14 protein-coding genes are annotated in these 12,840 nt (G+C 66.2%); 8 read left to right on the top strand and 6 right to left on the bottom strand.

Annotated elements, in window-relative coordinates:
- Window positions 1-170: 170 nt before the first annotated feature.
- The gene (locus ACIGHN_RS07125; RefSeq protein WP_396503818.1) at window positions 171-617 is read right to left on the bottom strand and encodes an IPTL-CTERM sorting domain-containing protein; all 447 of its coding nucleotides are present in this window, start codon (window positions 615-617) and stop codon (window positions 171-173) included.
- Window positions 618-817: 200 nt separating this feature from the next.
- Here ACIGHN_RS07125 and ACIGHN_RS07120 point away from each other — a divergent pair, with 200 nt between their 5' ends.
- Complete coding sequence (locus ACIGHN_RS07120; RefSeq protein ID WP_396503817.1) at window positions 818-2,020, top strand: helix-turn-helix transcriptional regulator; 1,203 nt, start codon at window positions 818-820, stop codon at window positions 2,018-2,020.
- Window positions 2,021-2,203: 183 nt separating this feature from the next.
- Window positions 2,204-2,704: a pantetheine-phosphate adenylyltransferase gene (coaD, locus tag ACIGHN_RS07115; RefSeq protein ID WP_056161593.1), complete on the top strand. Its 501-nt coding sequence runs from the start codon at window positions 2,204-2,206 to the stop codon at window positions 2,702-2,704.
- Window positions 2,705-2,870: 166 nt separating this feature from the next.
- Here coaD and ACIGHN_RS07110 read toward each other — a convergent pair whose 3' ends face one another.
- Window positions 2,871-3,827 carry a LysR family transcriptional regulator gene (locus ACIGHN_RS07110; RefSeq protein ID WP_396503816.1) on the bottom strand — a complete coding sequence of 319 codons (957 nt, stop codon included), beginning with the start codon at window positions 3,825-3,827 and terminating at the stop codon, window positions 2,871-2,873.
- A 111-nt stretch (window positions 3,828-3,938) separates the two neighbouring features.
- On the opposite strand from ACIGHN_RS07110, the gene lysA reads away from it, so the two are divergent.
- Both lysA and ACIGHN_RS07100 read left to right on the top strand, forming a co-directional pair.
- Complete coding sequence (gene lysA, locus ACIGHN_RS07105; protein ID WP_396503815.1) at window positions 3,939-5,186, top strand: diaminopimelate decarboxylase; 1,248 nt, start codon at window positions 3,939-3,941, stop codon at window positions 5,184-5,186.
- A gap of 477 nt (window positions 5,187-5,663) precedes the next feature.
- Complete coding sequence (locus ACIGHN_RS07100; RefSeq protein WP_396503814.1) at window positions 5,664-6,353, top strand: N-acyl amino acid synthase FeeM domain-containing protein; 690 nt, start codon at window positions 5,664-5,666, stop codon at window positions 6,351-6,353.
- Between the two features lie 79 nt (window positions 6,354-6,432).
- Here ACIGHN_RS07100 and ACIGHN_RS07095 read toward each other — a convergent pair whose 3' ends face one another.
- The 4 genes from ACIGHN_RS07095 to ACIGHN_RS07080 all read right to left on the bottom strand — a co-directional run bounded on the left by ACIGHN_RS07095 (window position 6,433) and on the right by ACIGHN_RS07080 (window position 8,986).
- Window positions 6,433-7,446 carry an NAD(P)H-dependent glycerol-3-phosphate dehydrogenase gene (locus ACIGHN_RS07095; protein ID WP_396503813.1) on the bottom strand — a complete coding sequence of 338 codons (1,014 nt, stop codon included), beginning with the start codon at window positions 7,444-7,446 and terminating at the stop codon, window positions 6,433-6,435.
- Between the two features lie 221 nt (window positions 7,447-7,667).
- Complete coding sequence (secB, locus tag ACIGHN_RS07090; protein ID WP_056161602.1) at window positions 7,668-8,126, bottom strand: protein-export chaperone SecB; 459 nt, start codon at window positions 8,124-8,126, stop codon at window positions 7,668-7,670.
- 110 nt (window positions 8,127-8,236) lie between these two features.
- Window positions 8,237-8,500, bottom strand: a complete 264-nt coding sequence (gene grxC, locus ACIGHN_RS07085) for a glutaredoxin 3 (RefSeq protein WP_396503812.1) — start codon at window positions 8,498-8,500, stop codon at window positions 8,237-8,239.
- Window positions 8,501-8,578: 78 nt separating this feature from the next.
- The gene (locus tag ACIGHN_RS07080) at window positions 8,579-8,986 is read right to left on the bottom strand and encodes a rhodanese-like domain-containing protein (protein ID WP_396503811.1); all 408 of its coding nucleotides are present in this window, start codon (window positions 8,984-8,986) and stop codon (window positions 8,579-8,581) included.
- Between the two features lie 64 nt (window positions 8,987-9,050).
- Between ACIGHN_RS07080 and gpmA the strand changes: the two genes are divergently transcribed.
- From gpmA to ACIGHN_RS07060, 4 genes are all read left to right on the top strand, one after another.
- Window positions 9,051-9,794 (top strand): 2,3-diphosphoglycerate-dependent phosphoglycerate mutase, encoded by a 744-nt coding sequence (gene gpmA, locus ACIGHN_RS07075; RefSeq protein WP_396503810.1) that lies wholly within the window; start codon window positions 9,051-9,053, stop codon window positions 9,792-9,794.
- 122 nt (window positions 9,795-9,916) lie between these two features.
- Window positions 9,917-11,353, top strand: coding sequence for a S41 family peptidase (locus ACIGHN_RS07070; RefSeq protein ID WP_056418052.1), 1,437 nt, complete (start codon window positions 9,917-9,919; stop codon window positions 11,351-11,353).
- Between the two features lie 95 nt (window positions 11,354-11,448).
- Window positions 11,449-12,198, top strand: a complete 750-nt coding sequence (locus tag ACIGHN_RS07065; protein WP_396503809.1) for a HesA/MoeB/ThiF family protein — start codon at window positions 11,449-11,451, stop codon at window positions 12,196-12,198.
- 114 nt (window positions 12,199-12,312) lie between these two features.
- Window positions 12,313-12,738, top strand: coding sequence for a response regulator (locus ACIGHN_RS07060; protein WP_056418372.1), 426 nt, complete (start codon window positions 12,313-12,315; stop codon window positions 12,736-12,738).
- The last annotated feature ends 102 nt before the right edge of the window (window positions 12,739-12,840 follow it).

Below are 12,840 nucleotides of genomic sequence, written 5' to 3'. Positions count from 1 at the left end.
GCGGCGAGCCCGTGCTTGGCATCGTTCAGGTGAATGATGTGAAAAGCCCCGATGCTTGCCCGTGTGCCCGTCGCATCGATGTTTTGATGCGCGCCGGCAGAACCATGGGATGCTCCTTTTTTGATAGCTGCTGGCGCCTGCTGGGTACGCGCCGGCAGGTGGGAATGACCTTAGATTCTCTTGTGGCGCAGCGCTCCCAGGCCCAGGGCTGCGGCCACCAGCGCCATGAGGATCAGCGCCCATTCGCTCAGCGTGGGGATGGCCGCCGTGCCAGCGGTGGGCGCTGCGGTGACCCGCAGATCGCAGGTGGCGGTGGGCGGGTTGGCCGGCCGAGGGCCGACCTGGTAGAGCCAGGTATTGGGCTGGAGCGGGTCGTCGGGCAGGCGCAACTGCCCGCCACAGTTGCCGCTGACGGTGCCCCCCGCTGCGGAAGGCGGCGGCGTGACCGCGCAAACTTGCTGGCTGGAGGGGATCGGGTAGTCGGTGCAGGTGATGGTGAACTGGCCTGCAGGCTGGCTGATCGGGTTGATGACGGCCCATTGCGCTTGCGCGGCAAGGGGCGCTGCCAGCGCAAGGCTGGCAAGGGCGAGGCGGAACAATGGGCGATGGAGGTTCATGGGCAGGTGGATGAAAAGTAACGGTCACACACGGCCGCAGCCCGGTTTGACTGCAGCGTGGCGGGACTGTAAAAACGCCTGTGTCCGCCGCCCATCCGCCAGGTGAAGGAGTCGGTGCTGCGCCGCAACATCATTCACATGGACGATGACGCCTGCAGCGGATGTGCCTAGCATCCGCCCCTTTTCACAAGGACTTCCCCTTGCACCCTGCCTTGGGCAATCTGATGGGTTCGGTGGCCGACGGCGAGCGTTTCAGCGACGCGCTGTCGGGCTACGCCGCGAGCTTTCGTGCCGACCTGCTGGGCGGTGCCTTCCTGGCCAGCGGGCTGGACCAACTGGCGCAATGGGGCGCGCAGTTTGCCGCGCATCCCGAGGTGGACTACTGGCTGCAGTCGCCGTCGAGCGACGGCGCTCCCGCGCTGCTGGCCATGGGCGTCACGCCCGAAGCCGCACAGCGCTACGCCACGCACTACCGGCTGAGTGACCCGCTTTGGGACGACGCCATGGCGCGGCGTGCGCGCATGGGGCTGTCGGGTGTCTGGGTGGCCACCGATGCGCCGCTGGAGGCCACGCGGGGCTTTCGCCGCACCGAGATCTACAACGACTTCTTGCGCGAGTACGGCATCGGCACGCGCATGTTCGGGGGCAGCCAGGGCGCGTCGAGTCCGGTGGGCAATCTGTTCATGTCGATGTTCCGCCAGGGCGACGACGAGGGCTTCTCGCGCGAGGAGGTAGCCCGCTTCGAGGCGGAATTCGCCACCGTGCAGCGCGCCGCCTACCTGCACCGAGAGATGGTGGCCCTGCGTGCGCGCACGCGCGGCATGGAGGCGCTGATGGAGCAGATGCCGATGGGCATCCTGTTCTTCGACACCGCAGGCCGGCTGCTGCACGCCAATGCCCGGGTGCGCGCGCTCTGGGCTGGGGCAGGGCAAGGCGGCTTGCTGCAGACGCTGCAGCGCGGCCCGCTGTTGGCAAGCACGGCCGACCCGACCCTGCGCGCACTGTTCGTGCAGTCGCTGCAGGGGCACAGTGGCTGTGTGGAGCTCGACGGCGGGCTGTTGCTGGTGGCGTTGTCGATCAGCGACCTGGCATCGCTCGGCATGCTGCAGCAGGCGCCGGGCGTGGCCTGGGTGGTGATGCAGCGCAGCCTGGGCTGCGAGGCGGCGGTGGCGCTGGCGCGCCAGGCGTATCGCCTGAGCCCGGCAGAGGCGGACCTGCTGCAGGCGCTGATGCGCGGGCAGACGCCGCAGGACTTTGCCGATGCACGCGGGGTGCGCATCACCACTGTGCGCACGCAGCTCAGTGCGCTTTTGTTCAAGACCCGCACGGTGCGCCAACAGGACCTGGTGGCGCTGGTGGCGCGCCTGATGCTGCTGGCGCCGGGTGGGCAGCCGCTGGCCTGAGCTGGCCTGACGTCACTCAGGCGCCGTCCTGTGGCGGTGGACAGGTGGGGGACCTCAGAGCACCCGCCCCGTTTCATGTTGCACTGCACTGCATAATGCGCGCACGCGGCCCGGCAGGCCCCGGGAGCCCTGGCTTCCAGAGGCCGGGGCCAACGTCATTCGCCAGACAGGAGACAACCAGCCATGGCCCAGAACGTGCTCGCCGTATACCCCGGAACCTTCGACCCCATCACGCTGGGGCATGAAGACGTGGTGCGCAGGGCCACCCAGTTGTTCGAGCGCGTGATCGTCGCCGTGGCGGCGGGACACCACAAGAAGACCCTGTTCTCGCTGGAAGAGCGCATCGACATGGTCCAGGAAGCCGTCAAGAACTACCCGCAGGTGCAGGTGGAAGCCTTCTCGGGCCTGCTGCGCGACTTCGTGGTGGCGCGCGGCGGCAAGGCCATGGTGCGCGGCCTGCGGGCGGTGACCGACTTCGACTACGAGTTCCAGCTCGCCGGCATGAACCGCAGCCTGATGCCGCAGGTCGAGACCGTGTTCCTCACGCCCAGCGACAAGTACCAGTTCATCAGCAGCACCTTCGTGCGCGAGATCGCGGTGCTGGGTGGTGAGGTGGTCAAGTTCGTCTCGCCTTCCGTGCAGGAGCGCCTGGCGGTGAAGGTGCGCAGCCTCACGCCGCCCTGATTCAGGGGAAAAACGCCTCTACCGCTTGCCTATAGTGGATTTTGTGCTATTTAAAGAATAGCAATGGGTTTTGGCCTGGTGAGAAAGGCTGGGTGCCTGCGCGGGGCCACGCACGGCTTTGCATCGAGATTACGGGATTGCGGTTTTGCCGCGCTCGGGCCTGGCGCTAGGCAATCCGCGCCCACTGCTTCGCGAGGACTTCGGCCTGCTGCCGGAGGGCGTCGAGCATGGGCTCCAGCTCGGGTTGCGGCGGCCGGTACAGCGGGCGCAGCGCCGTCACGCTGAACGGGATCGAAAACCCGAGCTGCCGCACCACCAGCCGGTCGCTGGCTTCGGCCAGGGCCGTCAGCGGGTTCACGATGGCCACGCCCAGGCCGTGCTGCACCATGGCGCAGACGGCGGCAGCGCTGTGGGTTTCCACGCGCTGGCTGCGGGTGATGCCTGCTTCGGCAAAGCGCGCGTCGATCTGGCGGCGGTAGGGGTCGTCGGGTGAAAGGCTCACGAACGGCTGGCCGGCGAAATCCTGCAGCTGCAGGATCGCCTGGTGCGCCAGCGCATGGCCTGCGGGCAGCACGGCCACCTCATCCAGCGTGAGCAGCACTTCGGCGCTGGTGCCGGGCGGTGCGGCGGTCTGCTCGCACAGGCCCAGGTCGAAGCGCTGGGCGCTCATCCATTCCTCCAGCAGCGGTGATTCCTGCGGCGTGACCGCCAGTCGGGTATCCGGGTGGGTCTGCACCAGCTGCGCGGCCGCAGCCGGCAGCAGCGCATGGGCGAGTGCGGGCAGGCACAGCACCGACAGTTGCACTGCGCCGTCGCGCCCCAGGGCGACTGCGCGGTCCACCACCCGCTCCAGCCCTTGCCAGGACCGCTGGACCTCGTCCCACAGCGCCAGCGCGCGGGCATTGGGGCGCAGGCGGCCCTGGGCACGTTCGAACAGCGCGTAGCCCAGCAAGGATTCCAGCCGCGCCAGCTCGCGGCTCACGGTGGGCTGGGAGCTGTGCAGCAGGTCGGCCGCACCCGTGGCGCCGCCCGCCGTCATCACGGCGCGGAAGACTTCGATGTGTCGGTGGGAGATGCGGCTGGTCAGGGGCGGTGCAGGGGCGCTCTGGGTGGGGGAGGGCATGGTTGAGAGCATATCCATTACGAATGGGGTGTGCACATTTCGGTATTTGCTGAAATGGGCGACGGTCGGCATCATTCCGGCTTTGACACAGCGCCTTCTGGAGACTTCTGCATGTCCAACCCTTTCTCGCCCGCCCAGCTGTGGGCCCTGGCCGACCAGTTCGGCACCCCCACCTGGGTGTATGACGTGGCCACCATCCGCCAGCGCATTGCGCAGGTGTCCAACTTCGAGACCGTGCGGTTTGCGCAGAAGGCGTGTTCCAACATCCACATCTTGAAGCTCATGCGCGAGCAGGGCGTGAAGGTGGATGCCGTCTCGCGCGGCGAGATCCTGCGGGCACTGGCCGCTGGCTATGTGGCGGGCGGCGAGTCGTCCGAGATCGTCTTCACCGCCGACCTGTTCGATGCCGCCACGCTCGACTGCGTGGTCGAGCACGGCGTGCCTGTGAATGCGGGCTCCATCGACATGCTGCACCAACTGGGCCCGCGCTCGCCAGGCCACGGCGTCTGGCTGCGCATCAACCCTGGCTTTGGCCACGGGCACAGCAACAAGACCAACACCGGCGGCGAGCACAGCAAGCACGGCATCTGGCACACCGACCTGCCCGCGGCGCTGGCTGCGATCGCCCAGCACGGCCTGAAGCTCGTGGGCCTGCACATGCACATCGGCTCCGGCGTGGACTACAGCCACCTGGCTGAAGTGTGCGGCGCCATGGTCAACCTGGTGCGCACCACGCACGCGGCGGGGCACGACCTGCACGCCATTTCGGCTGGCGGCGGGCTGTCCATTCCGTACCGCAGCGGTGACCCGGTGGTGGACACCCAGCACTACCACGGCCTGTGGGACGCGGCGCGCCAGCAGGCCGAGGCGGTGGTGGGCCACAAGCTGGGCCTGGAGATCGAGCCGGGCCGTTTTCTGGTCGCTGAATCCGGCGTGCTGATCGGCGAGGTGCGTGCCACCAAGAACGCGGGCAACAACCGCTTCGTGCTGGTCGATACGGGCTTCAACGAACTCATGCGCCCCTCGATGTACGGCAGCTTCCACGCGATGGAGCTGCTGCGCCGCGATGGCACCACCACCGGTGCATCGCAACCCACCGTGGTGGCGGGGCCGCTGTGCGAGTCGGGCGACGTGTTCACCCAGGGTGACGGCGGCGTGGTGCTGCCGCGCGACTTGCCTGCGGCGCAGGTGGGCGACCTGCTGGTGATCCACGACACCGGTGCTTATGGCGCATCGATGTCTTCCAACTACAACACGCGCCCCTTGATCGCCGAAGTGCTGGTGGATGGCGGCCAGGCCCGCTTGATTCGCCGCCGCCAGACGGTGGACGAATTGCTCGCGCTCGAACTGGGGCTTTGAGAGCAGTAGCGCGCGGCGGGCGCAGGGCCGACACCCGGTAGGCAGGGGACTACGCGCATGCGCAGTGGTGGCGCACATTCTGCTGCCGGGGTGGGCGATAAGGTGAACACATCTCAACACCTCACCCCTTCAAGGAGTTCACCATGCCCATCATTGCCTGGCTTCTCGGCGTCCCACTGTCTGTCGTACTGCTGCTCATGCTGTTCGGCGTGTTCTGACCCGTCACCCTCCAAGGTATGACGCCGCCCGGCGCTTGCAAAAGCGCCGGGCGGCGTTTTTTGTTGGCTCGCCGCATCATGCTCCGTGCGCCGCAGATGCCGCTGGCATACCGCAATGCGCCGTTCGTCGCACTATAAAACCCTGTCACGACAGGCGCCCCGCATCCCGCTAAGCTGGCAGTCTCAACACACACCAGGGACTTGGCTGTAGGCCCCGTGCATCGCTGTCGGCCGGTCCTCCAACACAGGGAAGCCGTCCATGCATGCCGAAGGACACACCATCGTCGAGCTCGCCTATCCGGGTGAGTACCTGAGCGTCCTGGGCGGCGTCGAGACCAAGACCTGCAAGATCCGCCTGTCCCGCAAAGGCCAGGGCCTGCTGGCCCGCATGTATGCCAGCCGGGGCTATCACATGCAGGCCACGCTGTCGCACGACAGCGACCTGAGCAGCATCGTGGTGCAGATCGACGGGCAGGCCCAGGGCACGTTGTCAGTCCACATGGACGACGGCCACCTGGGGGCCGAGGAGCAGTACCCCGAATACATCGAGGCCCTGCGCGCGCGCGGCGCGCGGATCTGCGAGATCGGCAAGCTGGCCATGGACCCCGGCGTGCGCTCCAAGCAGGTGCTGGGCGCGATCTTCCACATCGGTTGCATCGTGGCCTTTCGGGCACGGCGGGCGACCGACATCATCGTGGAGGTGAATCCGCGCCACGCGCCGTTCTACAAACGCATGCTGCGCTTCGACGAACTGGGGCCCGAACGCATCTGCCAGCGGGTGGGAGCCCCGGCGGTGCTGTTGCACATGAGTGCGGAGAAGGCGCGCCGGCTCATCGACCAGTTTGGCGGCCGGCCCAGCCTGTCCAAGGACGAGCGCAGCTTCTACCCGTATTTCTTTCATCCCGACGATGAAGAGGGCCTGCTGCTGCGGTTGTCGGTGGGTGGGTAGTCCAGCGTTCAGCAGTGCGGCAGTTTGCGCGGCGGGAACCCGGGCAGGGCCACGGGCACTCCGGGCCCGGAGTCACCGATCAAATTTCGTCGCGGGGCCCGCGCCCCATCAGCTGCGCCACCGCTTCGGCAGGCTGGACCTCACCATCGAGCAGCGCCACGGCAGCCTGCGCGATCGGCATGTCCACCCCCAGAGCCTGCGCCCGCTGCACCACGGTGCGGGCGCTGTAGACCCCCTCCGCCACGTGCCCCAATGACTCCACGGCCTGTGCCAGGCTGTGGCCTTGCGCCATCAGCATGCCCACGCGCCGGTTGCGCGACAGGTCCCCGGTGGCGGTGAGCACGAGGTCGCCCAGCCCCGACAGGCCCATGAAGGTGTCGGGGCGCGCGCCCAGCGCCAGGCCCAGGCGTGTCATCTCTGCCAGGCCACGGGTGATGAGCGCCGCGCGGGCATTGAGCCCCAGCGCCAGGCCGTCGCACAGGCCGGTGGCAATGGCCAGCACGTTCTTCACGGCGCCGCCCACTTCCACGCCGACGATGTCCTCGTTGGCGTACACGCGCACGCTCTTGCTGTGAAACGCCGCCACCAGCGCGTCGCGCACGGCGGCGTGGCTGCTGGCGGCGACCAGCGCCGTGGGCTGGCCCAGCGCCACTTCCTGCGCAAAACTGGGGCCGCTGAAGACGCCTGCTATTAAATCAGGAGCTACCAGCGCCTGTACCTCATGCGCCAGCAGCCCGAAACTCTGTACATCCGCACCCGGTGCCACCGCCTCGAAGCCCTTGCACAGCCAGGCCACCGGTGCGGTGCAGCCGCGCAACGACGCCAGCATGCCGCGCAGGGCGGCCATGGGCGTGGCCACGATGACCAGGTCGGCACCGGGCAGCAGGGCGGCAAAGTCGCCGCCGGCCAAGGTGAGGGAAGGGGGAAAGGCGATGCCGGGCAGGTAACGCGCGTTCTGCCCCTGGCTGCGCATCTGCTGCGCCTGGGCCGTGTCACGGGCCCAGAGGGTGACGGCATGCCCGGCCGGGTGCTGGGCCGCGCTCATGGCGACGGCCGAACCCCAGGCGCCGGCGCCCAATACTATGATTTTCATAGCTGCTTGCGCTTGTCAGGTAAGCGCTGGAGTCCCAAAAGATCGTGAATTCAATCGTCCCTGATGCTGCATCTCGCCCTCAGCCCACCGGACAGCACTGTCCGGGCGAGGCCGCCGCGGAACTGGCTTGGGCAGACCGCCGGCTGCGTCCCCATCCCGTGCGCGCAGCGCGGCGAGACAGGGGGAAGGAAGGTGCGATGCGGCCCAGGGGCCGCGTTGCATCACTGCGTGATGATCGGCGAAGGCTGGCCGGCGGCCTGGGCCTGCTGCTGTTCGTACATGGCCTGGAAGTTGATTTCTGCCAGGTGCACGGGCGGGAAGCCGGCGCGGTTGATCAGGTCGGCCACGTTGCCGCGCAGGTAGGGGTACACGATCTGGGGGCAGGCGATGCCCATGATGGGGCCCATCTGGTCTTCGGGGATGTTGCGGATCTCGAAGATGCCGGCTTGCTTGGCTTCGACCAGGAACACGGTCTTGTCCTTGATCTTGGTCTGCACGGTGGCGGTCACCGCGACTTCAAAGATGCCTTCGGCCACAGGGGTGGCTTCCACGCCGAGCTGGATGTCCACGCTGGGTTGCTCCTGTTCGAGCAGGATGCCGGGGGAGTTGGGTTGCTCCAGCGACAGGTCCTTGAGGTAGACGCGCTGAATCTGGAAGACGGGGTTTTCTTGATCGGCCATGGTGGATAGTCTCTTTGCTCTAACGGAATTTTCAGCAAAACAAAACCCGCCGGGGGACAACTCCCGCAGCGGGCACATGGGGCAGCATTATGCAGCCGCCCGGGGTGGGGTCAGGCCGTGGCGCCCAGCAGGGGCATGAGCTCGCCGCGGCCGTCCAGGGCCACCAGGTCGTCGTGGCCGCCCACGTGCGTTGTGCCGATGAAGATCTGGGGTACGGTGCGGCGCCCGGTGATCTCCATCATGTGGTTGCGCGCCGCGGGGTCGGTGTCGATGCGGATCTCCTCGATCTGCTCGACGCCCTTGGACTTGAGGATCTGCTTGGCCCGGATGCAGTAGGGGCAGACAGCGGTGGTGTACATCTTCACGGGTTGCATGGCGATCCTTCCTTTTCTTTCCTGTGGGGCAACAAAACGGGTTGCCAGCCTATCGCGATGGGAATAGCTGGGGGCGAATCAGGCTTTTTCCACAGGCAGGCTGGCTTCACGCCAGGCCTTGAGGCCGCCGGCCAGGGCCTGGGCGTTCTCGTAGCCCAGCTTCTTGGCGATGCCCACCGCACGGTTGGCGCGGGCGCCGCTCGCGCACACCAGCACCAGGGGCAAAGCCTTGTTCTTCACGACCGTGGGCAGGCGCTCTTCGAGCTGGCCCAGGGGCACGTTCTTGGCGCCGTTCACGTGGCCGGCGGCGAATTCCTCGGTCTCGCACACGTCGATGACGACGGCTTTTTCACGGTTGATGAGCTGCACGGCCCCGGCCGGGGTCAGCGAGCCGCCACTGGCGCTTTTGAGGACCGGCCACAGCAACATGCCGCCCGAAGCCAGTGCAACAAAGATCAGATACCAGTTGTCGATAATGAATTTCACGAAGATTCCTTGGGTTGGCGAACGGCGTAATTTTAGAATGCTCAGTTTTGACCTTAGGGAAGCCATGTACAAACTCGTCCTGATCCGCCACGGCGAATCCACCTGGAACCTTGAAAACCGCTTCACCGGTTGGACTGATGTGGACCTGACGCCGACCGGCGTGTCGCAGGCCATGTCCGCCGGCAAGCTGCTCAAGGCAGAAGGTTACGAGTTCGACCTGGCCTTCACCAGCGTGCTCAAGCGCGCCATCCATACGCTGTGGTACACGCTCGACGAGATGGACTCCACCTGGCTGCCCGTGGTGAAGGACTGGCGCCTGAACGAGCGCCACTACGGCGCCCTGCAGGGCCTGAACAAGGCCGACATGGCCAAGCAATACGGCGATGCGCAGGTGCTGGTCTGGCGCCGTAGCTACGACACGCCCCCGCCAGCCCTGGAAGCGACCGACGCCCGCAGCGAGCGCAGCGACCGCCGCTACGCCGGCCTGGCCGAAGGCAGCGTGCCGCTGACCGAATGCCTCAAGGACACCGTGGAGCGCGTGCTGCCGTTCTGGAACGAAGCCATGGCCCCGGCGATCCGTTCGGGCAAGCGTGTGGTGGTGGCGGCCCACGGCAACTCCATCCGTGCGCTGGTGAAGTACCTCGATGGCATTTCCGAGTCGGACATCGTGGGCCTGAACATTCCCAACGGAATTCCACTGGTATACGAACTGGACGCCGACCTCAAGCCCATCCGTCACTACTATCTGGGTGACGCCGAAGCGGCGGCCAAGGCTGCAGCTGCCGTGGCATCGCAAGGCAAGGCGTAAAAGTCGCGTAAAGACGGGGAAAGCCTGCCAAATACCCCGTCAGAACGAGCGCCCGAGCGGAACTGCGGCGGGTTCTACCCCTCCAAGGTGTATATTGATTTCGAAGCGGTAAAAGGTGCTCTATGGGCCAGAAACTCAAAATTGCGGGATGGGTGTCGGTAGGTGTGGTGGCGGGTGCGCTCACCACCGTGTCGCTGCAGACAGTGGCGCGCGGGGCGATGACGCCGCTGCCGCTGGAGGAAATCCAGCAGTTGTCGGCGGTTTTCGGGCTCGTGAAGACCGATTACGTCGAACCTGTGGATGACAAGAAGCTCATCACCGACGCCATCTCGGGCATGGTGTCGAGCCTGGATCCGCACTCCCAGTATTTCGACAAGAAGTCCTTCAAGGAATTCCGCGAGGGCACCTCCGGCCGTTTCGTGGGCGTGGGCATCGAGATCACCCAGGAAGACGGGCTCATCAAGGTGGTCTCCCCCATCGAAGGCTCTCCCGCTTTCCGCGCAGGCCTCAAGACCAACGACCTGATCACCAAGATCGACGAAACCGCGGTCAAGGGCCTGTCGCTCAACGACGCCGTCAAGCGCATGCGCGGCGAGCCCAACACCAAGGTCACGCTGACCATCTTCCGCAAGGACGAGAACCGCTCCTTCCCCGTGAACATCACGCGGGAGGAGATCAAGACCCAGTCCGTCAAGGGCAAGGTCGTGGAGCCCGGTTACGCCTGGATCCGCCTGTCGCAGTTCCAGGAGCGCACGGTCGATGACTTCGTGCGCAAGGTGGAAGAGGTCTACAAGCAGGAGCCCAACCTCAAGGGCCTGGTGCTCGACCTGCGCAATGACCCCGGTGGCCTGCTCGATGCGGCCGTCGCCATCTCGGCCGCATTCCTGCCCGAGAACGTCACGGTGGTCAGCACCAACGGCCAGCTGGCCGATAGCAAGGCCACGTACAAGGCCTCGCCGGACTTCTATCAGCGCCGTGGCGGCGGCGACCCGCTGCGCCGCCTGCCGGCCGCGCTCAAGTCGGTGCCGCTGGTGGTGCTGGTGAACGAAGGCTCGGCCTCGGCCAGCGAAATCGTGGCCGGTGCGTTGCAAGACCACAAGCGTGCCACCGTGATGGGCAGCCAGACCTTCGGCAAGGGCTCGGTGCAAACCGTGCGTCCGCTGGGGCCCGACACCGGCATCAAGCTGACGACAGCGCGCTACTACACCCCGAGCGGCAAGTCGATCCAGGCCAAGGGCATCGTGCCCGACGTGATGATCGACGAGTCGGAAGAGGGCAACATCTTTGCCGCCCTGCGCATGCGCGAGGCCGACCTGGACAAGCACTTGAACAGCGGCCAGGGCGAAGAGAAGAAGGACGAGGCCCGTGAAAAGGCCCGCGAGGATGCCCGCAAGCGCCTGGAAGAAGAAGCCAAGAAGCCCGCTGCGGACCGCAAGATCCCCGAGTTCGGTTCGGACAAGGACTTCCAGCTCGTGCAGGCGCTCAACCAGCTCAAGGGCCGTGCGGTGCTGGTCAGCAAGACGCAGACCGAACGCAAGGAAGAAAAGAAAGAGAATTGAGCTTTCGCTTCTGAGCCCTGAAAGCCGGATTCCTGCGGAATCCGGCTTTTTGCTTTTGCGCCACCGATTGTGTTTTCCAGCCTGAGATTGCCCCCATGACCGACGACCAGCTCCTGCGGTACTCCCGCCACATCCTGCTCGATGACATCGGTATCGAAGGGCAGGAGCGGCTGCTGGCAGCGCATGCGGTCGTCATCGGCGCGGGGGGGCTGGGCTCGCCCGCAGCCCTGTACCTGGCCTCGGCAGGCGTCGGGCACATCACGCTCGTGGACGACGATGTGGTCGACCTGACCAACCTGCAGCGGCAGATCGCGCACACCACGGAGCGGGTGGGGCAGGCCAAGGTGACGTCCGCGGCAGCGGCCATGGCGGCGATCAACCCCGAGGTGAAGGTCACTGCGCTCAAGACGCGGGTCGATGACCAGGCGCTCGACGTGCTGGTGCGCGATGCCACGGTGGTGCTCGACTGCTGCGACAACTACACCACCCGCCACGCGGTCAACCGGGCGTGCGTGCGCCATGGCAAGCCCCTGGTGGCGGGGGCGGCGATCCGCTTTGATGCGCAGATCACCGTGGTCGACCCGCGCGACGCCGCCTGCCCGTGCTACGCCTGCATCTTTGCGCCGCAGGCCCAGTTCGAGGAAGTGCGTTGCTCCACCATGGGCGTGTTTGCGCCGCTGGTGGGCATCGTGGGCGCGATGCAGGCGGCCGAGGCCCTGAAGCTAGTGGCCCGAGTGGGAACGTCTTTAGCGGGCCGGCTCTTGATGCTGGATGGTCGCACCATGGAATGGAGCACGATGCATGTGCCGCGCGCCCCTGATTGCGCAGTATGTGTTGCGCGGTAGGAATGTTCCTACAGGCCTCGCGTCCGGCCGCTGGCAGAATCCCAAGGCATGAGCATCTAAATTTGAGGCTCGACCAACGTCAACCCGGCGTTGCTCGTGAAACTGGATACTCCTGTGAAACTGCGCACCTACATTGTTGAAGACAACGCGACCATTCGTGAGAACCTGATCGGAACCCTCGAAGAGTTGGCGTCGGTAGAGGCCGTGGGGGTTGCAGAAACGGAAGATGAAGGCAAGAACTGGCTGTCCGCCAATGCCGGCATGTGGGACCTGGCCATCGTGGACCTGTTTCTCCGTCAGGGCAGCGGGCTGGGAGTGCTGGCGGCCTGCCGCACGCGCCGGCCGGGCCAGAAGATGGTGGTGCTGAGCAACTATGCCACCCCCGATGTCCGCATGCGTTGTGCGCAACTGGGTGTGGATGCCGTGTTCGACAAATCCAATGAAATCGACGCGCTGGTGGACTACTGTGTCCAGCACAGCACAGCCCCTGCCGTCCTGGAATCTGGCCAGCCCTTGGCGGCGCCTGGTCAGCCCTTGTGATCCCTCGCAGCCTCCCCGTCGCATGCGGGAGGCTCGTTTTTTACCCGTGTGTGTGGTGCGACAGCCATGGCCGGCCCTGTCCGGCCGGTCCGGACTAGAGGC

It is taken from the genome of Acidovorax sp. NPDC077693, from assembly GCF_044542805.1.
In the GTDB taxonomy this organism is placed as follows: domain Bacteria; phylum Pseudomonadota; class Gammaproteobacteria; order Burkholderiales; family Burkholderiaceae_C; genus Acidovorax.
This window is presented reverse-complemented; position numbering and strand designations above follow the sequence as displayed.